The organism is Streptomyces sp. AF1A (genome assembly GCF_047340315.1).
Taxonomy (GTDB): domain Bacteria; phylum Actinomycetota; class Actinomycetes; order Streptomycetales; family Streptomycetaceae; genus Streptomyces.
The window spans coordinates 1-21,153 of the sequence record NZ_JBLEBI010000121.1 but is presented as its reverse complement, the minus strand read 5'-3'; the positions used below and the strand labels follow the sequence as shown (position 1 = coordinate 21,153).

Sequence of the window (21,153 nt, the reverse complement as noted above, 5' to 3'; positions counted from 1 at the left end):
ATACCCAGACCCCGCAGGCGCCGCGCCGCGGCATGGTCCGCCGCGACCGCCCTCGCCCTCTCGGTCGCCGGCCTCGCCGCCGCCCCCGCGTCCGCCGCGGACGTCAACAACGTCAGGAACGCGGGCTTCGAGTCCGGCCTGTCCGACTGGACCTGCACGGCGGGCAGCGGCACCACGGTCTCCTCCCCGGTCCACTCCGGCTCCTCGGCCCTGAAGGCGACGCCGGCCGGCCAGGACGACGCCCAGTGCACCCAGGCGGTCGCGGTGAAGCCCAACTCGACATACATCCTCAGCGCGTGGGTGCAGGGCGGCTACTCCTTCCTGGGCGTGACGGGCACGGGCACGACGGACGTCTCGACCTGGACCCCCGACACCGCGTCCTGGAAGCAGCTCTCGACGACCTTCACCACCGGCGCGTCGACGACCTCCGTCACGGTCTACACGCACGGGTGGTACGGCCAGGCGGCCTACTACGCCGACGACGTCTCGGTCAACGGCCCCGACGGCGGCGGAGGCGGCGACCCGGCCCCGACCGTTCCCGCCGCCCCGACCGGCCTGACGGTCTCCGGGACGACCTCCTCCTCCGTCTCCCTCTCCTGGTCCCCGGCCTCGGGCGCGACGGGCTACAACGTCTACGAGAACGGCATGAAGGTCACCTCGGCGACGGGCACCTCGGCGACGCTGACCGGCCTGTCCCCCTCGACGTCGTACACCTTCCAGGTGACGGCGACGAACGCGGCGGGCGAGTCGGCGAAGTCGGCGGCGGTGACGGGCACGACGGCCTCGTCCGGCGGCGGAGGCGGTGGCGGGACCGGCGGCTCCCTGCCCAGGCACGCGGTGACCGGCTACTGGCAGAACTTCAACAACGGCGCCAAGGTCCAGAAGATCTCCGACGTCCCGTCCTCGTACGACATCATCGCCGTCGCCTTCGCCGACGCGACCTCCACGCCGGGCGCGGTGACCTTCAACCTGGACTCCGCCGGCCTCGGCGGCTACACCGTCGACCAGTTCAAGGCCGACATCAAGGCCAAGCAGGCGGCCGGCAAGAAGGTCGTCATCTCCATCGGCGGCCAGAACGGCACGGTGTCGATCAGCGACTCGGCGTCGGCGACGAACTTCGCGAACTCGGTCTACTCCCTGATGCAGACGTACGGCTTCGACGGCGTCGACATCGATCTGGAGAACGGCCTGAACGCCACCTACATGACGCAGGCCCTGCGCGCACTGTCGGCGAAGGCGGGCTCCTCGCTGATCATCACGATGGCTCCCCAGACGATCGACATGCAGTCGACGTCGGCCTCCTACTTCCAGACGGCCCTGAACATCAAGGACATCCTCACGGTCGTCAACACCCAGTACTACAACAGCGGTTCCATGCTGGGCTGCGACGGCAAGGTCTACAGCCAGGGCTCCGTGGACTTCCTCACGGCCCTCGCCTGCATCCAGCTCCAGGGCGGCCTCACCCCGTCCCAGGTGGGCCTCGGCCTCCCGGCCTCCACCAGCGCCGCCGGCAGCGGCTACGTGTCGCCCTCCGTCGTCGACAACGCCCTCGACTGCCTCACCGCCGGCCACAACTGTGGAACCTTCAAGCCGTCGAAGACGTACCCCGACCTGCGCGGCGCCATGACCTGGTCGACGAACTGGGACGCCTCGTCGGGCAACGCGTGGTCCAACACGGTGGGCGCGCACGTGCACGCCCTGCCGTGACGTGACCCTCGACCGAGACACGGCGCCCGGACCTCCTCGGCCCGGGCGCCGACGCGTCCCACAACGCCTCACTCCTCGGTGAACAACTCCGCCGCGTCCGTGGCGTGGACGGCCCGTCGGCCCCAGACGTCCAACTGGTCGAGGTCCGAGCAGTCCATCACGCGCTCGCGGACGGAGTCGGGCACCGGGACGTTCCGCCATTCCAGGACGCAGAGGACCATCTCTGCCTTGGCCTCCGCCTTCGCCTCGGCCCGGCCTTGTTCCCTGCCTTCCTCTGTCGGAGGCGTGAGGCGACAGATCCCGCCAACCTGCGCAGCGGATCCCGTGTCGCGTTGCTATGGACAATCACATGATGTGATGCTCTGACACATGGCAGATCACGGGGGTGACGTCGGCCTGTCGGGAGACATAAACAGGTCACGGCTGTCGCCTCCTTGGCGGGAGGGACGGTCATGACGTCACCGGGTGGGGGCGGTCAGCCGGATCTGCGGGTGCAGGGGCTGGGTCTGATCGCGGAGGGCATCAACAAGGCGCTGGCCGAGCTGGATGCGTTGGGCACGATGAAGGGCTGGGCGGGGGCGGGCCGGGGTTTCACCGGTTTGGAGATGGACGGCAAGGACGCCGGCGATGACCGTCTCGGGGCGATGCTGCACACCTTCTGTGAGCGCTGGCAGTGGGGGGTGCGGGCGCTGGTGGAGGAGGGCAACGCGCTGGCCGAGGGCATGGGTTTGGCCGCCGGCACCTTCCATCAGACCGACGAGTACGTGAAGGGTTCGATGAAGGTGGCCTACAACTCCTTCGTCGGCGACCCCTTCGCCTCCAACGACCAGGTGGCCAAGGAGAGCGTGGACCAGATCAACCACGCGGGCATGACGACGGGCTACGGGGCGAAGGACCGCGAGAACCTGGTGCGGTCGGTGGAGCAGACCGGCAAGGGCATGCTGCACGACGTGGAGACCAGCGAGGGCGTGCCGGGCGATCCGGTCACGCCGATCGTGGGTGATGTGGCTGGTGGTCACTGATGTCGTTCACCAGCAAGTTCAACCATGTGGCCGGTTCGCTGAAGTCGGGGTTTGAGCATGCGAAGCGGACCACCGGTCACCTCGTCGACGAGGGCGCCCACGGGGTGGCCGACGGCCTGGATTATGTCGGTGCGCACGGGACGGCGGACAAGGTCGACGACTGGGGTGACGATGTCGCCTCGAAACTCGGCGCGCATGTGGATGAGCAGCAGTTGGGGGAGACGGATGACCCCAAGGAGCTGATCCATGGTGATGCGGGCAAGCTGCGCGAGCGGGCCGGGCACCTGAACAACTTCGCGAAGGCCTTTGGTGCGGTGGCGTCGGGGATGCGGAAGCTGGACTCCTCCGACTTCCGGGGCGAGGCGGCGGACACGTTCCGTAAGGCGTTTGCGGCGCATCAGGTCAAGTGGCGTCAGGCGGCGGATGCGTGTGGTCAGGCGGCGTCGGCGTTGGAGGACTTCGCGCACACGGTGGAGTGGGCGCAGGGCCAGGCGCGGGAGGCGGTGGCGAAGTACCGCGAAGGCCAAGCCGCGTCCAAGGCGCACAGCAAGCAGGTGCAGGCGTACAACGACGCCATCGATCAGCACAGCAAGGACCCGGGTCCCAGGCCGTCGGAGCAGGATCCCGGGGATGCGGCCCGGCACGCCGCCGAACAGATCCTGACCGCTGCCCGGCGCCAGCGTGACCATCTGGCGGCGGAGGCCGCCGACCATGTCAAGGCCGCCCTGAAACACGCCCCGCACGAGCCCTCCGCGCTGAACCAGTTGAAATTGGACGGCGCGGATGTGTGGGATGCGGCCAAGACGGAGGACATGCGCTTCTTCGGCGGCTTCATCCGCGGTGTCGGCGACCTGAACAACCTGCTGCGCAACGCCAACCCCCTCGACCCGTACGCGCTCACCCACCCCTACGAAGCGCTCCAGGCCAAGGTGGAGTTGCTGGGCGGTGCGGTCCACATGGTCACCCACCCGTCCGAGACGCGTGACAAGCTCTGGAACTCCTTCCTGCAGGACCCCGGCGGAGTCACCGGCGAAATCGCCCCGCAGTTCCTCATCCCGGAAGCCGGCGCGGAGGGAGTCGCCGTCGACGGGGCCCGGATCGCGGAAGACGGCGCGAAGGGCGCAGAGGAAGCGGCAGCGGGGGAACGCGGAGCGACCGAGGGCGGAAAGACTGCGCGCGACACGGTGGACGAGGACCCGGCACAGTCCTCGCACGACGAGAGCAGCACGAAGGGCTGCGGCGACCCGGTCAACGTGGCCACCGGCAAGATGTATCTGCCGCAGACGGACGTCGCCCTCCCCGGCGTACTCCCCGTGGTTCTCAAGCGGCGGGTGGAGTCCGGCTATCGCCTGGGCCGCTGGTTCGGCCCGTCCTGGTCCTCCACGCTGGACCAGCGCCTGGAAATAGACGCGCAGGGAGTCGTCTACGTCACCGAAGACGGCCTGCTCCTGTCCTACCCGCATCCGGCGCCGGGCCTGCCGACCGTGGCGAGCCATGGCCCGCGTCTGCCCCTGGACCGGGTGGACGGCGGCTACACGATCACGGATCCGCGCACGCGCCGCACCTGGCACTTCGCCGACCGCGGCGAGACCCTGGCGGTCCTGGAACAGATCGACGACCGCAACGGCAACTGGATCACCTTCGAGTACGACGAACAGGGCACCCCGCTGGCCGTCCACACCAGCGCAGGCCAGGGCATCCGCATCACCACAGATGCCGGCCGCATCACCGCCTACCACCTGGCGATGACGGGCGAGGAACTGAAACGCTTCGCCTACACGGACGGCAACCTCACCGAGGTCATCAACTGCTCCGGCCTGCCGCTGCGGTTCACCTACGACGAGGCGGGCCGGGTCACGTCCTGGACGGACACCAACGACCGCTCCTACACCTACGACTACGACGACCGGGACCGCTGCATCGCCGAGGGCGGCGCGGAAGGCCACATGGCCCTGCGCCTCGTCTACGGGGACCCGGATCCGGAAACGGGCCTGCGCACCACGACGGTCACAACCGGCGAGGGCCACACCCGCTGCTACTTGGTCAACGACGCCTGGCAGGTCGTAGCCGAGACAGACGCCTTGGGCGCGACCACCCGCTACGTCCGCGACCGTCACCACCGCCTGCTCTCCACGACCAACCCCCTGGGCCACACGACCTCGTTTGAGTACGACGACGCGGGCAACCTCATACGAGTGGTCCGCCCGGACGGCCGCGAAGCAAGGGCCGAGTACAACGCCCTCGGCCTGCCGGTGAAGGTGGTCAACCCGGACGGCACGATCCTCCGCCAGGACTTCGACGAGCGGGGCAACCGCACCTCGGTCACGGACCCGGCGGGCCAGACGACCCGCTTCACATACAACGAGGCCGGCCACCTCACATCCGTGACCGACCCACTGGGCAACACGACAACGCTCGTCTGCGACCGCGCCGGCCTCCCCGTGGAGGTGACGAACCCGCTGGGCGCGCGCACCCGCTACGAACGCGACGCCCTGGGCCGCCCCACCGCGATCACCGACCCCACCGGCGCCACGACACGCCTGAAATGGTCGACCGAGGGCCACCTCACCCGCCGCACCGCCCCGAACGGCACGACCGAGACGTGGACCTACGACGGCGAGGGCAACTGCACCACCCACACCGACCCCCTCGGCGGCATCACCCACTTCGAGTACACCCACTTCGACCTCCTCACCGCCCGCACCGGCCCCGACGGCGTCCGCTACGAATTCGCCCACGACACAGAACTACGCCTGACTAAGGTCACCAACCCCCAGGGCCTCACCTGGGAGTACACGTACGATCCGGCAGGCCACCTGACAAGCGAGACGGACTTCGACGACCGCACACTGCACTACGAGTACGACGAGGCAGGCCGCCTCACCAGCCGTCGTAACGCTCTCGGCGAGGTCATCTCCTTCGAGCGCAACGAACTGGGCCAGGTACTCCGCAAGAACGCCGCGGGCCAGGTCACGACCTACGCCTACGACCTGACCGACCAACTCGCCCAGGCAACCGGCCCCCACGGCACCACGCTGACGTTGCTGCGCGACCGCCACGGCCGCCTGCGCTCGGAGACGGTCAACGGCCGCACACTGACCTACACGTACGACGCGCTGGGCCGCCGCACGGGCCGCACCACACCCACCGGGGCCGAGACGACATGGTCGTATGACGCCGCGGGCCGCCGCACCGGCATGGTCGCATCGGGCCGCACCATCGACTTCACCTACGACGAGGCCGGCCGAGAACTGGCCCGCCACGTAGGCGCAACAGTCACCCTTGAGCACACCTTCGACGCACTGGGCCGCCTCACCACCCAGTCGGTGACCGGGGCGGAAGGCCACACGCTCCAACAGAGGGCATTTACGTACCGAGCCGACGGCAACGTCATCGGCATCGACGACCAACTCTCCGGCACACGCCGCTTCGACCTGGACGCGGCGGGCAGGGTGACGGCGGTCCACGCGGCGAACTGGACCGAGCGCTACGCCTACGACGAGGCAGGCAACCAGACTCAGGCGTCCTGGCCGTCGAATCACCCGGGCGCGGAGGCCACGGGTCCGCGGTCTTACGTCGGCACCCGGATCACCCGAGCCGGCAACGTCCGCTACGAACACGACGCACTCGGCCGCATCACCGTCCGCCAGAAGACCCGCCTGTCCCGCAAGCCGGACACCTGGCGCTACGAATGGGACGCCGAGGACCGCCTGACCTCCGTGGTCACCCCGGACGGCACCCTCTGGCGCTACACCTACGACCCCCTGGGCCGCCGCACGACCAAACTCCGCATGGCCGAGGACGGCGAAACGGTCGCGGAACGGGTGGACTTCACCTGGGACGGCACCACCCTCTGCGAACAAACGACAACCTCTTCCGACCTCCCCAATGCGGTCACCCTCACCTGGGACCACCAAGGCCTACGCCCCCTCGCCCAAACCGAACGCATCACCGCAGCCGACGCCTCCCAGGAGGAAATCGGCTCCCGCTTCTTCGCCATCGTCACCGACCTGGTCGGTACCCCCAACGAACTCATCGACGAACAGGGCGACATCGCCTGGCGCACCCGAAGCACACTGTGGGGAACAACGGCCTGGGCAGCGAACAGTTCCACGTACACGCCCTTGCGCTTTCCAGGCCAGTACTACGACCCGGAATCAGGCCTCCACTACAACTACTTCCGCCACTACGACCCCGAAACCGCCCGCTACCTCACCGCCGACCCCCTCGGCCTGGTTCCAGCCCCCAATCCAGCCACTTACGTTGACAACCCGCACACAGTCACTGATCCATTGGGTTTGGCACCCAATGATGAGTGCAAGCCGGGGAAGAATCAAACACCAAAGCTCTCCGACCCTCTTCCCCAAGGGCTACCCAAGCAGTTCGTACAGGAATACGACCGGATCCGAGCGGGACAAGGCACGCCGCAGACAGACCCCAGCACCGGCCAGCCGAAGATTTTTGAGGGGTGGAAGCCGCACGAAAAACCGTGGGCTGGTGCCAGAGAGTATCTGGTGCCCCACGCAAAGGATCCGGGAAGCGCAAGAATCCTAGTAAAGGAGCTTCCCGACGGTAGGCTTGTGATGGGATGGACTAAAGATCATTATCAAACCATTCACCCCTTCAAGGCACCACATTTTCCCGATTCCGGTTGGAACTGATAGTGTGAATGGAGCATAACCCTACAAGGAAGGATCATGATTAATCAAGCAGAACCAATTACACGGATCTTCAGACTCACAGAAGAAGAGTCCAATGTGACAATTATGGCTGCCAGCGATGTCGATGGCTTCTTCACGCGCAACCCAGGAGAAGCGGGAGCCATCCAGCTATTCGATGTCGAGGGAGCCGTTCAAGCCTACCCGACACTACTACACGACATAGAACTTCAGATTCTGGACAGACGCGGCAAGAATATCGGGGGATATTACGTTGGCGAAGTATCCCTGCAAGGGTTGCATCGACATCGGGACAACGTAAACACCGACACCACAAACGCCATCGCCTCGTTCTTTGGCTACACATGCCCATACCCTGAGGCCCGTCAATTTTGGCAAGTTTGGTCACGCTCTCGACCCGTGGAGACCGGAGAATGGAGGAGGTACCACTGGTCCACGCATGCAAGTTGGCTCCACGTGGTTCAGCAGGTTTGGTTTCGCACGGGACACGAAGCAAGACGTTATCGAAATGATGAACGCTGCACCTTGGACACCAGGGGCCTGATGACGGTTGCGAGCCTTTACTGCGCGTTGGGCGAAGCCGTTAACGGACCGGGAGGCTACTTCGGATCCAACCCGAGCGCGCTGGATGACTGCCTCTGCCAGTCTTCTAGCGCACCATTCACCCTCGAATGGTTCGGGTTTGCCGAGGCGCGAGAAAGGCTCAATGAGGATGAAGAAATCGACATTATCGCATCGATCCTCGAGAGTCACAACGCTCGGATCGTCTACAAGGACTTATAAATACCATCCAGTAGAGTGGACCGCATCCCCACATCACCCTTCGTAACGCCGGCAGTGCGGTTTTCTCAACGAAATGATCCAACGCGAAGTCGGATGAGGCTTCGATACCGGGATGATCCAGCCTCGATTCGTCAGCGGAGTTCGATCGATGATCGGTCCGGCGGTTCGCCCGTAATGTCCTCTACGAGTTGAAACCGGGCCGCGTGTCGCCGGCGGACAGATCTGGGCCGTCTACACCGAGGGCATGCTGCCCGCGCCGGAGGCCCCTCGCCCAAACCGAACGCATCACCACAGCGGACGCCTTCCAGGAAGAAATCGACTCCCGCTTCTTCGACATCGTCACCGACCTCGTCGGCACCCCCAACGAACTCATCGACGAACACGGCGACATCGCCTGGCACACCCGCAGCACCCTGTGGGGGACGACGGCATGGGCGACCAACAGCACGGCGTACACGCCCCTGCGCTTCCCGGGCCAGTACTACGACCCCGAAACAGGCCTCCACTACAACTACTTCCGCCACTACGACCCCGACACCGCCCGCTACCTCACCCTTGATCCACTCGGGCTTGCACCGGCCCCCAATCCTGCTACATATGTGCATAATCCCCACACCTGGACTGACACGCTCGGCCTGGCTCCGGACTGCGACCCAAGGCCCGTATGGGAGGACATCAAGCCCACACAGCCGAACTACCCAGGGACCGAAATTCCGAAGTCTTTCGAAATGCAGGCCGGGGATCAACGTGTATGGGTGCATGCCAACGCTACGAAGCATCTTAACGAGTACATGCAAGGAAGGATAGCCGAACTAGCAACCCGCGATAAAATTGGCCTCATCAACCAAGTTCAGATCAAGAGTCTCCAGCAAGCGGTGGTCGCCGCCACAAAGGACGGCATTCCGTTGGGCAAGATGGTGGAGGCGGGAGGCTGGGAACTCAAGTTCAGTCAGCGACCGGAGGACCCACTCCCAGCACTGGTGCACGCACTTTACACAGGGTGAAGGAGAAGCGAATGATCAAAGCTATTGACGTGCTGACGTGCACCTCGGTCGAGGTAGAGAGTGACGCATATATTCCCTTGACGATCACCTGGGCTACCGACAGTAGCCTACAGCCCTTGTACTGGAGAATCAGCGGAAGCAATGGTGGAGAGGTTGAAATTAAGGTAGACCCTCGATCCGGGATAATGCGAGAGCTGGTAGTCATCGACGAACCACCGGGAACATTCGACACCAGCACACCTGGATCGATCCCCAAGATGGATACAGGAATCCCCGTATTCGATCGCTCTTCGTGGGGAATCTCTACCAATCCTGATTGCTCAAAATTCCAATCACGGGTCATCACATCTAGGGAAGTGATCGCCTTTTCTCGGAAACAGCGAACGGCAAGACTAATATTTCCAGCAAAGCAGACCGCACGGGTATTGGTGTGCGGAAATTCTCAAATTCATCTAGCAGGCGACGGGTCTCTCAGCGCCGTAGTTGTCAACATCCAACCCGATACGTGACACGCCTATCGCATACAATCGGGTGTAATCTCTTGCTACGGGATCTCCCGCGATCATGTAGCGATACCAAAAAATGCAATATGCCAGAGGAAACGGAGCACAGTGCCATAAGGAAGCATTCGAGCGTACCGGCATCTGGCCAAGTTGCTCACGGACGAGGTTCTGGTATTGTTACCGAAGTACAAAATTTCGGCGCCTACATCGATCTGGGCGGATGTGAGGGATTGATCACCTTGCTTGAACTCACATGGAGTCGCCTTCAACACCCACATTCTACAACCAGGCCTGATTAGCTTGCGGAAGTGCCCGGTGAACGGAGCTGTCCAGGACAGTTCCGATGCCGTGATCACGCCCGCTACAGCTTGATCTGCCCCGTCAGCCTCCATTCGAGGTATTTAGCCAGGCTCGGTGCGACCCAGGTACGACTGTCGTCCTCATGGGTCCAGACGAAAACATCGGGCCGGTCGATCCGGGAGAGGAGCGCGAACAGGTCTCCGTTCCCTGCGTCTGCGAAGAAGAGCAGCGGATCGAACGGCATGTAGAGGGTGGCGAGCTCGGCGTCCCCGCGAAGGCTCTGGTTCTCAGAGGCGACGCGCTCGGCAGACCAGATGAGTCCGTCTCCGTACTCGCCCTCGATGCCGTCGCTCTCGCGGAGGAGAGCAGCGAGGTCCTCAGGCAGTGAATGACCGAGGATCGTAGTGCAGCGAATCAGCGACGACTCCGATGCAGGGGGCTGGAAGACGGCCGTTCCGGGCAGCGCTGCAACGAATTCGGTCCACACGGTTGATTCGACCTCCATGAGCCTGGTCTGGACGGAGCCGGCCTATAGCCCCGTCGGCGCAGGCCGGGGTCCGCGACTCGACCAGCGCGACTGATCAACGAGCGAACAGTGCGGCGCCGGCCGAGTTGGCCACTCACCGCCCCGGCAATTCGGGACAGCCCTTTAGGCCGACGCGAGTTCGCACCACACGTACTTGCCTCGCCCCCCGAACCGGGCCGCCAGCTGCCACCCCCACACGTCCGCACAGGCCACCACCAGCCCCAGCCCCCTCCCCTCCTCCGACTCCGCCACCCGCTCCAGCGGACACGGCGGGTCCGGCGGCGCCGGGTCGCTGTCCCACGCCCCGATCCACACCACCCCCTCCCGACTCCGGCGCACCCTGAGCGCCGCCGGCCCCTTCGTATGCCGCACCGCGTTCGACACCAACTCCGCCGCCAGCAGCTCCGCCGTGTCCACCAGACCGATCAACCCGTGCAGCGTCAGGATCAGACGCAGGGTCCGGCGACAGACGGTCACCGCTCTGACGTCGTTCGGGATGTGCAGCGTGTAGTCCCACGCGTCGTCTCCGGTTTCGGGCATGCGTCATCAACTCCAGTGAGGTGACAGGGGGTTTCCCGCGCGGTGGCATTGCCGCAGCCGTCGTGGCACGACGGAGCGGTGCGCTTCCGCAGCGTGTGTGATACGTCACCGACGGTAGGGCCTAAATTTATGTCCATGCAAGTCGTTGCCGTAATCTTGCGCCCGAAAGAGTCGGGGACCAGCGGTAGTTGAGGTGGAGGAGGATGCCGATGGGGCGTCGCCAGCAGCCCACGGCGCGTCAGGCGCGTCTGGGGCTTGAACTGCGGAAGCTCCGCGAGGCAGCCGGGCTCAAAGCAACCGAAGCAGCAAGCCTGCTCGGTGTGAACTCGGTCCAGATGAGCCAGATCGAGTCAGGCATTTCAGGTGTCAGCGAACAACGGGTACGCCGACTGGCCGCCAACTACGCATGTTGCGACGAGGGACTGATCGACGCTCTGGTGACCATGGCGACCGACCGCACCAAGGGGTGGTGGGAGGAGTACCGAGGCATCCTCCCTGCCGCATACCAGGATCTCGCCGAGCTGGACCACTACGCCGTGTTCCGTCGCGACGTGGCAGTCATCCACATTCCGGGGCTCTTCCAGACGGAGGACTACGCTCGAGCCCTCTTCGGCTACATGAACCCCGAGTTCCCAGCTGACGAGGTGGACCTCCGGGTAGAGCACCGGATGAAGCGGAGAGTCGTCATCGAAGGGTCCGAGCCCATCCCGTACGACACCGTGATCCACGAGGCCGCGCTGCGCATCAAGGTGGCCGGGCGCACCGCCTCCCGCACTCAGCTCCGCCGCATTCTGGAGATGTCCGAGGCCGACCACATCACCGTTCAGGTCATCCCCTTTGCCCTGGACGACTTCGCGGGAGCCGGAGGCACCATGGTCCACGTGGGCGGACCGGTTCCCCGTCTGGACACGGTCGTTCGGGATGCCCCGCACGGCACGGCGTTCGTCGACTCCGAGGCCCAACTGGAGCACTTTCGTGCGCTCTTCCGTAGGGTGAAGGAGGAAGCGCTGCCTCCGGAGCAGTCACGTGACCTCATCCACCAGCTGGCGAAGGAGCTGTGAGGACCGCATGACCAACCCCGCCTCGTGGAAGAAGTCGTCGTTTTCCGGCGGAGGGGAGGGCAACGACTGCGTCGAACTCGCCCACCTGGACACCCGCATAGCCGTCCGCGACTCGAAAGCCCCCGCCAGAGCCACCCTCACCTTTCCGGCCGACGAGTTCGCTCCCTTCCTCGACGCCCTGAAGGGCCCGGACTTCGCCGGGCTGTGAGCCGAGGCGGTGTCGTAGGCGGGCGGCGCTACGGCGAATGGCGGCTGGGAGGAGAGTCGAGTTGGGCGTCCTCTAGGGCTTGAATTCGTTACGTTCGATGCTCTCGATGGTGATGTGCGGATGCGCGGGAGGTGTGTGACCGGGGTCCCTCACCGTCAGCTCGGTGGGCCACGAAGTGCCGGGATACAGGCCGACGACATCCATCGCGGCGTCGGCCGTTGCCTTGAAGCCGCCCGGCCCCGTGATCCGGATGCGGAAGCGGTAGAACGCGCGCGTCCGACCGCTGTTCACCACCTCTACCGGGATCCTCAGGCCATCCTTGTCCCGGCGGGCCACGTAAACAGTCACATCTCCGCGCTGAGCAACCGGATTTCCGAAGTGCTCGCTGCCTTTGGCAATGCCGGTCCAGGACGGTGACGGAGTGATGGTCACTCCGGGCGGCGCGGCTTGCCTGCGGTCACTTTCGGCCTTTTGCCTGGCCGCCTGCGTTCTGTCAGGCGCCGGAGCGTCGGTCGACGGGTGCGCGGCAGCGGACGGCGTGACGGAAGCCGACGACGAGGAACGGACCGTTGCGGTGTCCGGCCGATGGCCTTCCTGCTCATGCCCGCACGCAGCGGTCGTTGCACCGGCCACGACAAGCAGGACGAGGAGCCGACGGGAAACCGGCGTGCGCACGGGCATGAACATCTCTTCAGCTTCATGTGCTTCTTGGCGCCCAGGTTGAGCAGCCAGCCACTTGCGCATAGCGGTCTTCCCCCGTGGTGAAGGCACACGGAGGCCGGCCCGCGGCGGTAGGCACGCGTGTGGTCCCCGTTGCGCTGAGAGTGCTTGGTCATCCACCCCCGTCCCGCCCGAACGATTCGGCAGGCAGTTCCCCAACTGACCGGGAGCAGGCCGTCACTGTAAGCACATCGTCAGCATGCGTCGAAAAGGCTTGCGACTCGATATGGCAGGGGGGCGATACGGCTGGTGAGTAAGCGGAATCCAGGATGACCCGTGTGCCTCATCCGATCTGCTGCGGAAACGGAGTCCGGGGAGCATGCGCAGACTTTGGCGGAAAGTCACGCCTCCGCTGCACCCCAAGTGGCGGGGAATGACGTATGCGCCCCACTACGGCGTAGTAGACACCTTATGGCAGTGGATCAGCGGCGGTCCGGTCGTACCAGAGGGACGGACTTCCCCGCGCGATGCGCCGGCCGCCTGCCCGACGAGTCGGTCGGGCAGGCGGAACCGGCGGGCGAGGGCTCCGTGTCGCAGCGGACGGACGTACTACTCCGCTTCCTCGAAGTACGCGTCGAGGACCGCGTCCAGCTGTTCGTCCCACTCCTGGAAGCGGGACCTGGACGTCGCCTCGATCTCGATGGGGTACCAGCGGCGCTCGGGGGTGTGGACGGTGATCGTGAAGCGCTTGCCGAAGCGGGGGGACTCCGTCTCGACGGCCGCGATCTCGTCCCACGTGAACTCGCAGGACTCCTCGTCGAGGCGCAGGCGGATGCCCTTGCGGTCGGCCACGATCCTGGCGCGGCGGTCGGAGGCCTCGAAGACAGGGCCCTCGGCGGCGGCCTCGTCGTCCTCCTCGTCCGCCTGTGCCGGTGCCTCGTCCTCCGGCTGGGCCGACGCCTCGGCGTCCGAGGCGTCCGAGGCATCAGAAGGACCCGAAGAGTCCGAAGCATTCGACGCGCTCGTCGTGTCCGAGGCCTCCGCGGCCTCACGCTCCGCCGGCTCCGGCTCCGCATGCTCCGCGGCCGGCGCCGTGATGCCCGGGATGAAGGCCGGGTCGAAGCCGGCGCCCGTCACGGGCTCCGTCTTCAACGGCTCGGCCTTCAACGGCTTGCTGCTCGATCCTATGCGCTGCTCCACGGCGGCAGTATGGACGACTTCCCTGTGCCGAACCAGTCAGCCCGCCCATCTCCCGCGTCACTCACGTCACGTTCACACGAACACGCTCACCCTTGGCGTCAGCCGAGGACGGCGAGCGCGTCGATCTCGATGAGGAGGCCGGCCGGCAGTCCGACGTAGACCGTCGTGCGGGCGGCGGGCGGCTGGGTGAGGCCCTGCTCCTCGAAGTAGGCGTTGTAGAGGTCGTTCATCTCGGCGAAGTGGTCCACGTCGGTCAGGTAGACGCGGATCATCATCACGTCGTCCCAGCCGGCGCCGCCCTCTTCGAGGATCGCCTTGACGTTCGCGAGGGTCTGGAGGGTCTGCTCGCGCAGGGTGGGGCCGGCCGGCGTCGGGGGCTTGCCCTCCTCGGCGGGCAGGAAGCCGACCTGCCCGGCGACCTGGAGGATGTTCCCCTTCCGCACGCCGTGCGAGAACCTCGCGGGCGGGGTGGTGTGGGTCTTCGGGGTGAGTGAGATCTTTTCCGTCTGGTCCGTCATGCGGGGTCCTTTACTGGCGTTCTTCCGGAGTACTCGCCGCTGATCGCGTCCGCGGTACGGCGGACCAGCGGGAGCAGGGTGAGGAGTTCCTCACCGGTGACGACCACGTTCGGCGCGGACACCGACATCGCGGCGACCACCCGGCCGTCGGCGCCGCGGATGGGGGCGGCGACGCAGTTGATGGACTCCTCGTGGCCACCGAGGTCGGTGGCCCAGCCCTGTTCGCGCACCTTGGCCAGCTCTTGGAGGAAGGCGTCGGCGTTCGGGGTCGAACGAGGGGTGTACGTCGGGTAGTCGAGCTTCTCCGCGAGGGCGCGGCGCTCGGGCTCGGGCAGGTCGGCCAGGAGCAGCTTGGCCACGGCGGCCACCGTGATGGCCACCGGCTTGCCGATCCGCGAGTACATGCGGACCGGGTAGCGGCTGTCCACCTTGTCGATGTAGAGGACCTCGTTCTCCTCGTACACGGCGAGGTGCACGGTGTGGCCGCACCTCTCGTTGAGCCGTACGAGGTGGGGGTGGGCGATCTCGCGGATGTCGAGGTTCTCCATCGCCTCCTGGGCGAGGGCGAAGAGGCGGGCGCCGAGGCGGTAGCGCTGGTCGGACTGGCGGTAGACGAGGCCGTGCTCGTGCAGCGTGCGCAGGAGGCGGAGCGCCGTCGATTTGTGCACGCCCAGGCGGTCGGCGACCTGGCCGAGGTCGGCGGGGCCCTCGGCGAGCAGCGGCAGGATGCTCAGGGCGCGGTCGACGGTCTGACTCATGGGGTGATCGCCTCCTTCTCGGCGCCGGCCTGCGTCCAGCCGGGGCCGAGTCGAAGTCTCCCCCATGCCTCGTCGTCCAGGGCCGCCAGGCGGTCGGCGTGGTCGCGCGCCGGGGGCGGAGCGAGGTCGCCGGGGGCGGTGAGGGTGGCGGCGGCCACGAGGTGGCCGTGCCGCAGCCGTTCGCGCAGGGGCAGTCCGCGCAGGGTCCCGGAGAGAAAGCCGGCGGCGAAGGCGTCCCCCGCGCCGACGGTCGCCACGACGTCCACGGTGGGGGCGGGCTCGAAGGTGCCCGGCGGGATGCCCTCGCGGCCCGGCGCCGAGGGACCGCCCTCCGCCCCCGCCGGATGCACGCCCACACCGACGCCCGCACCCCCCGGCGGCTGCGGATCGCCCTCCGCACCGACCGGGCCCGCGCCCACGGCGACGCCAGCACGCCCCGGCCGCCGCGGGGCGCGGTCCGTCCCCGCCGGGCCCACGCCCACGGTCTGACGCCCCGGCGACCGCGGATCGCCGTCCGCACGGTCCGGACCCGCGCCCGCACCAACCGCCGCGCGCCCCCGCGCCGGCGTACCGCCGTCCGCGAGCGCCGGGACCGCGTCGGTGCGCTCGAACGCCGTCGCGCCCCGTGCCCCCTGCTTCACCACCAGCACCGCCGGCTCGGGCAGGAGCCGTCGCACGGCGTCCGGCCCGCCCGTGACCCCCCATGCCTCCTCCGCCTCGTCCTCCCCGACGAAGACGAGGTCGGCGCTGCGGGCCAGCTCCAGCAGCGCCGCGCCCCCGTCGGCGCCCTGCCACAGGCCCGGGCGGTGGTTGACGTCGAAGGAGACGAGGGGGCGGCCGGGACGGGGGGCCGTCAGGTCGTGCAGCAGGGCGCGGCACTCCCGCGACAGCGCGGCCGTGATCCCGGACAGGTGCAGCACCCGTCCAGCCCGCACGGCCGCCAGGTCGACGTTCGCCGTGCTCATCGCCGAGGCCGCCGACCCGGCCCGGTAGTAGGCCACCTCGTGCGCGCCCGTGGCCCGGTCGGCGGCGGTGCGGAAGTAGACGCCCGTGGGGCGGGCGGGGTCGCGGCGCACGGAGGAGACGTCGACGCCGTGGGCGGCGATCCGCTCCACCAGGTGGTCGCCGAAGCCGTCCGCGCCGACGCGGCTCACCCAGCGCGCCGTGTGCCCGAAGGCGGCCAGCGCGCACGCCACGTTGGACTCGGCACCGCCGATCGCGCGGTCGAAGGACGGGACGTCCGCGAGGCGGCCGGGCCGGCTGGGCAGGAAGGTCACCATGGACTCGCCCAGCGCCACGACGTCCACGATGTCGGCCGCACCTGCCGAAATGTAAGCAGCGTCGTTGATGATGGCTCCTGTCGAAGGCCGGGGGGCGGCTCCGTTGACCCGGCGTCGGCGAGATGCTAGACACCATTAAGCACTGCATGCAATGGCCATTGCACAGCATGCAACAGTCGAGAGAGGGGCTCCATGAGCACCGAAGCGCTCGCCCGCTTGGCCGAGGAACGAGTCGACCACCGCTTCAAGGGCCTCCCGCCGGACGCCGAAGGCCTCACCGTCGCCGAGCTGGCCGCCCAGCGCCGCAACCTCTTCTCCGCGGCCGACGGCTTCACCGCACCCGTCCTCGCCCTGTCCGCCGAACGCCTGGAGCACAACCTGGCGCTCATGGAGACGTACACCGAGCGGCACGGGCTGGCCTTCGCCCCGCACGGCAAGACCTCCATGGCCCCGCAGCTCTTCCACCGCCAGCTGGAGCACGGCGCCTGGGGCATCACCCTGGCGGTGCCCCACCAGGTGCGGGTGGCCCGGGCGTTCGGCGTCCAGCGGGTCTTCCTCGCCAACGAACTGGTGGATGCCCCGGCCCTGCGCTGGATCGCGGGCGAGCTGGCCGCCGACCCCGGCTTCCGGTTCCTCTGCTACGTCGACTCCGTGCGCGGGGTCGAGCTGATGGACGCGGCCCTGCGCGGCGCCGCCCGCCCGGTGGAGGTCGTCGTGGAGCTGGGCGCGGGCGAGGGGGCCCGCACCGGCGTGCGCACGGAGGCGGCGGCCCACGCGGTGGCCGATGCGGTGGCCCGCGCGGACACGCTGCGGCTCGTGGGTGTGGCGGGGTACGAGGGCGAGGTGCCGCAGGCCGATCCGGAGCGCGTGCGGTCGTATCTGCGCCGGCTGGTGGCGCTGGCCGCCGAGCTCGACAAGGCCGGCCTGTTCGGGGACGCGCGGGAGATCGTGGTGAGCGCGGGCGGCAGCGCCTGGTTCGACGCGGTGGCCGACGTCTTCGCCGGGATTCCCGCCCTGTCCGCGCCGGTGCTGAAGCTGCTGCGCTCGGGCGCGTACGTCTCGCACGACGACGGCCACTACCGCCGGCTCACCCCCTTCGCCCGCGTGCCCGAGGAGGGCGCCCTGGAGCCCGCCTTCCGGCTGTGGGCGCAGGTCGTCTCCCGGCCCACCCCGGAGCAGGCCTTCGCCAACGCGGGCAAGCGCGACGCGGCCCACGACCTGGACCTGCCCACCGCCGAGGTGGTACGCCGGAACGGTGCCGAGCACCCCGCCACCGGCATCACCGTGTCCAAGCTCTCCGACCAGCACACCTGGCTGCGCACGGAGCCGGGCACGGAGCTGGAGGTCGGCGACTGGGTGGGCCTCGGCCTGTCCCACCCCTGCACGTCCTTCGACAAGTGGCAGCTGATCCCGGTGGCCGAGGCGGACGGCACGGTCGTCGACTACGTCCGTACGTTCTTCTAGGAGGCCCGACATGGAGGACCTGGTCTTCCGCGACGCCGACGTCGTGGACGGCAGCGGCGAGCCGTCGTACCGGGCCGATGTGGTCGTCGACGGCGGCCGGATCGTCTCGATCGTCAAGGAGGCCGCCGCGGCCGGCTGCCAACGGCCGCGCGCCATGCGCGAGCTGGACGCCGAGGGCCTGGTCCTCTCCCCCGGCTTCATCGACATGCACGCCCACTCCGACCTCGCCCTGCTGCGCGACCCCGACCACAGCGCGAAGGCCGCGCAGGGGGTCACACTGGAGGTCCTCGGGCAGGACGGGCTGTCGTACGCGCCCGTCGACGACCGCACGCTCGCGGAGGTGCGGCGGGCGATCACCGGCTGGAACGGCTACGGCGACGACATCGACTTCGACTGGCGGTCGGTCGGCGAGTACCTGGACCGCCTGGACCGGGGCATCGCCGTCAACGCGGCCTATCTGATTCCGCAGGGCACGGTCCGCGCGCTGGTCGTCGGCTGGGAGGACCGGGAGGCGACCCCGCGGGAGCTGGACCGGATGCGGCAGGCGGTCGCCGAGGGGATGGAGCAGGGCGCGGTCGGCCTGTCCTCGGGGCTCACCTACCCGCCCGGCATGTACGCCCCGGACGCCGAACTGACCGAACTGTGCCGGGTGGTGGCGTCGTACGGCGGCTACTACTGCCCGCACCACCGCTCCTACGGCGCGGGCGCCCTGGCGGCCTACGCCGAGATGGTCGAGGTGGCCCGTCGGGCGGGCTGCCCGCTGCACCTGGCGCACGCGACGATGAACTTCTCGGTGAACGAGGGCCGGGCGCCCGAGCTGCTGGCTCTGCTCGACCGGGCCCTGGACGCGGGCGCGGACATCACGCTCGACACCTACCCCTACACCCCGGGCTGCACCACCCTGGCCGCGCTGCTGCCGAGCTGGGCGAGCGAGGGCGGGCCGGAGGAGATCCTGGCCCGGCTCACCGACCCGGCGACGTCCGAGCGCGTGCGGCACGAGCTGGAGGTGACCGGCTCGGACGGCTGCCACGGCGTGCCCGTGGAGTGGGAGACGATCGAGGTCTCCGGGGTGAGCGACCCGGCGCTCGGCGACTTCGTGGGCCGCACGGTCCGGGAGTCCGCGCGGCTGCGCGGTGAGACGCCGTGGGCGGTCGCCCGCCGGCTGCTGGTCGGCGACCGGCTCGGCACGACGATCCTGCAACACGTCGGCCACGAGGAGAACGTCCGCACGATCATGCGGCACCGCGCCCACACCGGCGGATCCGACGGCATCCTGCAGGGCGCGAAGCCGCACCCGCGGGCCTACGGCACCTTCCCGCGCTATCTCGGCTACTACGTGCGGGAGTTGGGGGTGCTCTCGCTGGAGGAGTGCGTCGCCCACCTCACCTCGCGCCCCGCGGCCCGGCTGCGACTGCCGGACCGCGGGCTGGTGCGCGAGGGGTACCGGGCCGACCTGGTCCTGTTCGACCCGGAGACGGTCGCGCCCGGCGCCGGCTTCGCCGAGCCGCGCAGGCTGCCGACGGGGATTCCGTACGTCCTTGTCGACGGCCGGTTCGTCATCGAGGACGGCAAGCGGACGGACGTGCTCGCGGGCCGTTCCGTCCGCCGCACGGGCGTCCGCTAGGGCTTGGGCAGGGTGCAGCCGGCCGCGGCGAGGTCCAGCCTGTTGCCCGTGGTGAAGCAGGCCGGGATCAGGTAGGTCTCCTCTGCGTAGTTGATGCCCTGGTGGATGGTGACGTTGCCGTTCTCGTCCACCTCGCACGGGTTGTTCACCGTGCAGGTCTCGCCGTCCTCGTTGCCGGTGTTGTTGACGGCGACGACCCTGCCCGTCGCGGTGTCGATGACGGGGGAGCCGGAGGTGCCTCCGATGGTGTTGCAGGCGGAGGTGTAGCGGACCGAGTCCTTCCAGGTCCAGTCGCCCTCCTTCAGCCGGTACACGAACCCGTCGATGCTGCAGCTGTAGGTCCGCTTCCAGTAGCCGGAGACGACCTTGATGGCGGTGCCGGCGGTGGGGTGCGTGTCGTTCACGGTGAGCGGGCTGATCCCGTACGCGCTCTTGATCCGCGCGTACGTGGTGGTCAGCCGGTAGATCGTGATGTCCGTGTCCGTCATGGTCGAGTAGACGACCTGGTTGGCGCGGAGGGTGGCGATCCTGCTGCCCGAGGCGCTGAGCAGGCCGAAGGTGCGGCTGGAGGACTGGCCGGTGATGACCTCGCCGGGGTCCGGGAAGCCGGTCTCCAGGCAGTGGCCGTTGGTCAGCACGAGCGCCGGGTCGGTGTCCGCGGAGTTGGGGAAGCGGATGACGGAGCCGGAGCAGTTGCTGAGCGAGACGGTACCGGCGTAGGTGACGGTCACCGCGGCCGGCCTGGCGGTGTGCGGCGCGGCGACCGCGGGAGCCGCGCCCGTCCCGGCCATCGCCAGGGCGCAGAGCGCGACGACGAGAGGCTTCTTCATGTGGGGGTCCCCTCTGACGACTTGGGCGACCGGAGGTCCTCCGGTCGCCCACTTGTTTGTCATGCGCATTGTCAGCGCCGCGAGGGGTGGGAACAAGAAGCGGTTTCAGGCCGTAGGGGTTTCCCTCTGCGCGCCCCCTCGGTCGACTCGCCCGGTTCCAGGCGTCGTTCGACCGCGGGCTCAGTGGGGGTGCCTGCTCCAGCCGTGACCGTGACCCCGGCCGGGGGTGCCCGTGGGGCTGGGGGCCGCCGGGGTGGAGGCCGCCGGCGTCGGCGCGGGGCCGGAGCTCGTCGTGGCCGCCGGTGCGGAGGTGGTGGCGGCCGGTGCGGAGGTGGTGGCGGCCGGGTTGCGGGTCGCGGTGGCCGAGGGGGAAGCGGCCGGGCCGGGCGTCGAGGGGGCGCTGGATCCGGCGGAGGTGGCCAAGTCGGTGACGGCCGGGGAGGCGTCCGTGCGGGTGCTCGCGGTGGCGCCGCCGTCCTTGGTGGA

19 protein-coding genes and 1 pseudogene are annotated in these 21,153 nt (G+C 68.1%); 11 read left to right on the top strand and 9 right to left on the bottom strand.

Annotated features, from left to right (window positions below; translation table 11 throughout):
- Entirely contained in the window at positions 1–1,707 is a 1,707-nt protein-coding gene (locus tag ACLU3S_RS25990) for a chitinase (RefSeq protein ID WP_413954373.1), read from the top strand.
- 68 nt (positions 1,708–1,775) lie between these two features.
- On the opposite strand, the gene ACLU3S_RS25985 is transcribed toward ACLU3S_RS25990, so the two are convergent.
- On the bottom strand, positions 1,776–1,928 hold the full coding sequence (locus tag ACLU3S_RS25985) for a hypothetical protein (protein ID WP_413954372.1): 153 nt from the start codon (positions 1,926–1,928) through the stop codon (positions 1,776–1,778).
- Between the two features lie 231 nt (positions 1,929–2,159).
- On the opposite strand from ACLU3S_RS25985, the gene ACLU3S_RS25980 reads away from it, so the two are divergent.
- From ACLU3S_RS25980 to ACLU3S_RS25960, 5 genes and pseudogenes are all read left to right on the top strand, one after another.
- On the top strand, positions 2,160–2,729 hold the full coding sequence (locus tag ACLU3S_RS25980) for a hypothetical protein (RefSeq protein WP_413954371.1): 570 nt from the start codon (positions 2,160–2,162) through the stop codon (positions 2,727–2,729).
- On the top strand, positions 2,729–7,390 hold the full coding sequence (locus ACLU3S_RS25975) for a putative T7SS-secreted protein (RefSeq protein WP_413954370.1): 4,662 nt from the start codon (positions 2,729–2,731) through the stop codon (positions 7,388–7,390). The genes ACLU3S_RS25980 and ACLU3S_RS25975 overlap by 1 nt, the downstream gene beginning before the upstream one ends.
- A 36-nt stretch (positions 7,391–7,426) precedes the next feature.
- Positions 7,427–8,191, top strand: coding sequence for a barstar family protein (locus ACLU3S_RS25970; protein ID WP_413954369.1), 765 nt, complete (start codon positions 7,427–7,429; stop codon positions 8,189–8,191).
- 260 nt (positions 8,192–8,451) lie between these two features.
- Positions 8,452–8,845, top strand: a pseudogene (locus ACLU3S_RS25965) (RHS repeat-associated core domain-containing protein); the annotation flags it as partial.
- A gap of 939 nt (positions 8,846–9,784) precedes the next feature.
- Positions 9,785–9,997 carry a S1 RNA-binding domain-containing protein gene (locus ACLU3S_RS25960; RefSeq protein ID WP_413954368.1) on the top strand — a complete coding sequence of 71 codons (213 nt, stop codon included), beginning with the start codon at positions 9,785–9,787 and terminating at the stop codon, positions 9,995–9,997.
- 62 nt (positions 9,998–10,059) lie between these two features.
- Here the strand turns inward: ACLU3S_RS25960 and ACLU3S_RS25955 are convergent, their stop codons facing one another.
- The gene (locus ACLU3S_RS25955; protein WP_413954367.1) at positions 10,060–10,503 is read right to left on the bottom strand and encodes an SMI1/KNR4 family protein; all 444 of its coding nucleotides are present in this window, start codon (positions 10,501–10,503) and stop codon (positions 10,060–10,062) included.
- 144 nt (positions 10,504–10,647) lie between these two features.
- Positions 10,648–11,064: an ATP-binding protein gene (locus tag ACLU3S_RS25950; RefSeq protein ID WP_413954366.1), complete on the bottom strand. Its 417-nt coding sequence runs from the start codon at positions 11,062–11,064 to the stop codon at positions 10,648–10,650.
- Positions 11,065–11,273: 209 nt separating this feature from the next.
- Here ACLU3S_RS25950 and ACLU3S_RS25945 point away from each other — a divergent pair, with 209 nt between their 5' ends.
- A complete protein-coding gene (locus tag ACLU3S_RS25945) occupies positions 11,274–12,125 on the top strand; it encodes a helix-turn-helix domain-containing protein (protein ID WP_413954365.1) in 852 nt (283 codons plus the stop codon).
- A 7-nt stretch (positions 12,126–12,132) separates the two neighbouring features.
- Complete coding sequence (locus ACLU3S_RS25940) at positions 12,133–12,333, top strand: DUF397 domain-containing protein (protein ID WP_413954364.1); 201 nt, start codon at positions 12,133–12,135, stop codon at positions 12,331–12,333.
- A gap of 72 nt (positions 12,334–12,405) precedes the next feature.
- Here the strand turns inward: ACLU3S_RS25940 and ACLU3S_RS25935 are convergent, their stop codons facing one another.
- From ACLU3S_RS25935 to ACLU3S_RS25915, 5 genes are all read right to left on the bottom strand, one after another.
- Positions 12,406–13,077, bottom strand: coding sequence for a hypothetical protein (locus ACLU3S_RS25935; RefSeq protein ID WP_413954363.1), 672 nt, complete (start codon positions 13,075–13,077; stop codon positions 12,406–12,408).
- A 525-nt stretch (positions 13,078–13,602) separates the two neighbouring features.
- The gene (locus tag ACLU3S_RS25930; RefSeq protein WP_413954362.1) at positions 13,603–14,193 is read right to left on the bottom strand and encodes a hypothetical protein; all 591 of its coding nucleotides are present in this window, start codon (positions 14,191–14,193) and stop codon (positions 13,603–13,605) included.
- 98 nt (positions 14,194–14,291) lie between these two features.
- Positions 14,292–14,711 (bottom strand): RidA family protein, encoded by a 420-nt coding sequence (locus ACLU3S_RS25925; RefSeq protein WP_413954361.1) that lies wholly within the window; start codon positions 14,709–14,711, stop codon positions 14,292–14,294.
- The gene (locus ACLU3S_RS25920) at positions 14,708–15,469 is read right to left on the bottom strand and encodes an IclR family transcriptional regulator (RefSeq protein ID WP_413954360.1); all 762 of its coding nucleotides are present in this window, start codon (positions 15,467–15,469) and stop codon (positions 14,708–14,710) included. Before ACLU3S_RS25920 ends, ACLU3S_RS25925 begins: the two co-directional genes overlap by 4 nt.
- A complete protein-coding gene (locus ACLU3S_RS25915; protein ID WP_413954374.1) occupies positions 15,466–16,749 on the bottom strand; it encodes a PfkB family carbohydrate kinase in 1,284 nt (427 codons plus the stop codon). The genes ACLU3S_RS25920 and ACLU3S_RS25915 overlap by 4 nt, the downstream gene beginning before the upstream one ends.
- A gap of 192 nt (positions 16,750–16,941) precedes the next feature.
- On the opposite strand from ACLU3S_RS25915, the gene ACLU3S_RS25910 reads away from it, so the two are divergent.
- Both ACLU3S_RS25910 and ACLU3S_RS25905 read left to right on the top strand, forming a co-directional pair.
- On the top strand, positions 16,942–18,213 hold the full coding sequence (locus ACLU3S_RS25910) for an amino acid deaminase (protein WP_413954359.1): 1,272 nt from the start codon (positions 16,942–16,944) through the stop codon (positions 18,211–18,213).
- Between the two features lie 10 nt (positions 18,214–18,223).
- On the top strand, positions 18,224–19,837 hold the full coding sequence (locus ACLU3S_RS25905; protein ID WP_413954358.1) for an N-acyl-D-amino-acid deacylase family protein: 1,614 nt from the start codon (positions 18,224–18,226) through the stop codon (positions 19,835–19,837).
- Here the strand turns inward: ACLU3S_RS25905 and ACLU3S_RS25900 are convergent.
- Positions 19,834–20,667 carry a S1 family peptidase gene (locus ACLU3S_RS25900; RefSeq protein ID WP_413954357.1) on the bottom strand — a complete coding sequence of 278 codons (834 nt, stop codon included), beginning with the start codon at positions 20,665–20,667 and terminating at the stop codon, positions 19,834–19,836. The genes ACLU3S_RS25905 and ACLU3S_RS25900 overlap by 4 nt on opposite strands.
- Positions 20,668–20,899: 232 nt before the next feature.
- Between ACLU3S_RS25900 and ACLU3S_RS25895 the strand changes: the two genes are divergently transcribed.
- Positions 20,900–21,153 (top strand): hypothetical protein (locus ACLU3S_RS25895; RefSeq protein WP_413954356.1); only part of this gene is annotated, 254 nt, incomplete at its 3' end.

Bases quoted from the DNA above. Each gene is read 5' to 3' on its own strand.
- ACLU3S_RS25975 (WP_413954370.1), top strand. From the start codon at position 2,729: ATGTCGTTCACCAGCAAGTTCAACCATGTGGCCGGTTCGCTGAAGTCG.
- ACLU3S_RS25940 (WP_413954364.1), top strand. From the start codon at position 12,133: ATGACCAACCCCGCCTCGTGGAAGAAGTCGTCGTTTTCCGGCGGAGGG.
- ACLU3S_RS25920 (WP_413954360.1), bottom strand. From the start codon at position 15,469: ATGAGTCAGACCGTCGACCGCGCCCTGAGCATCCTGCCGCTGCTCGCC.
- ACLU3S_RS25905 (WP_413954358.1), top strand. From the start codon at position 18,224: ATGGAGGACCTGGTCTTCCGCGACGCCGACGTCGTGGACGGCAGCGGC.
- ACLU3S_RS25915 (WP_413954374.1), bottom strand. From the start codon at position 16,749: ATGGTGACCTTCCTGCCCAGCCGGCCCGGCCGCCTCGCGGACGTCCCG.
- ACLU3S_RS25935 (WP_413954363.1), bottom strand. From the start codon at position 13,077: ATGCGCAAGTGGCTGGCTGCTCAACCTGGGCGCCAAGAAGCACATGAA.
- ACLU3S_RS25945 (WP_413954365.1), top strand. From the start codon at position 11,274: ATGGGGCGTCGCCAGCAGCCCACGGCGCGTCAGGCGCGTCTGGGGCTT.
- ACLU3S_RS25955 (WP_413954367.1), bottom strand. From the start codon at position 10,503: ATGGAGGTCGAATCAACCGTGTGGACCGAATTCGTTGCAGCGCTGCCC.
- ACLU3S_RS25910 (WP_413954359.1), top strand. From the start codon at position 16,942: ATGAGCACCGAAGCGCTCGCCCGCTTGGCCGAGGAACGAGTCGACCAC.
- ACLU3S_RS25900 (WP_413954357.1), bottom strand. From the start codon at position 20,667: ATGAAGAAGCCTCTCGTCGTCGCGCTCTGCGCCCTGGCGATGGCCGGG.
- ACLU3S_RS25925 (WP_413954361.1), bottom strand. From the start codon at position 14,711: ATGACGGACCAGACGGAAAAGATCTCACTCACCCCGAAGACCCACACC.
- ACLU3S_RS25980 (WP_413954371.1), top strand. From the start codon at position 2,160: ATGACGTCACCGGGTGGGGGCGGTCAGCCGGATCTGCGGGTGCAGGGG.
- ACLU3S_RS25960 (WP_413954368.1), top strand. From the start codon at position 9,785: ATGCCAGAGGAAACGGAGCACAGTGCCATAAGGAAGCATTCGAGCGTA.
- ACLU3S_RS25985 (WP_413954372.1), bottom strand. From the start codon at position 1,928: ATGGTCCTCTGCGTCCTGGAATGGCGGAACGTCCCGGTGCCCGACTCC.
- ACLU3S_RS25950 (WP_413954366.1), bottom strand. From the start codon at position 11,064: ATGCCCGAAACCGGAGACGACGCGTGGGACTACACGCTGCACATCCCG.
- ACLU3S_RS25970 (WP_413954369.1), top strand. From the start codon at position 7,427: ATGATTAATCAAGCAGAACCAATTACACGGATCTTCAGACTCACAGAA.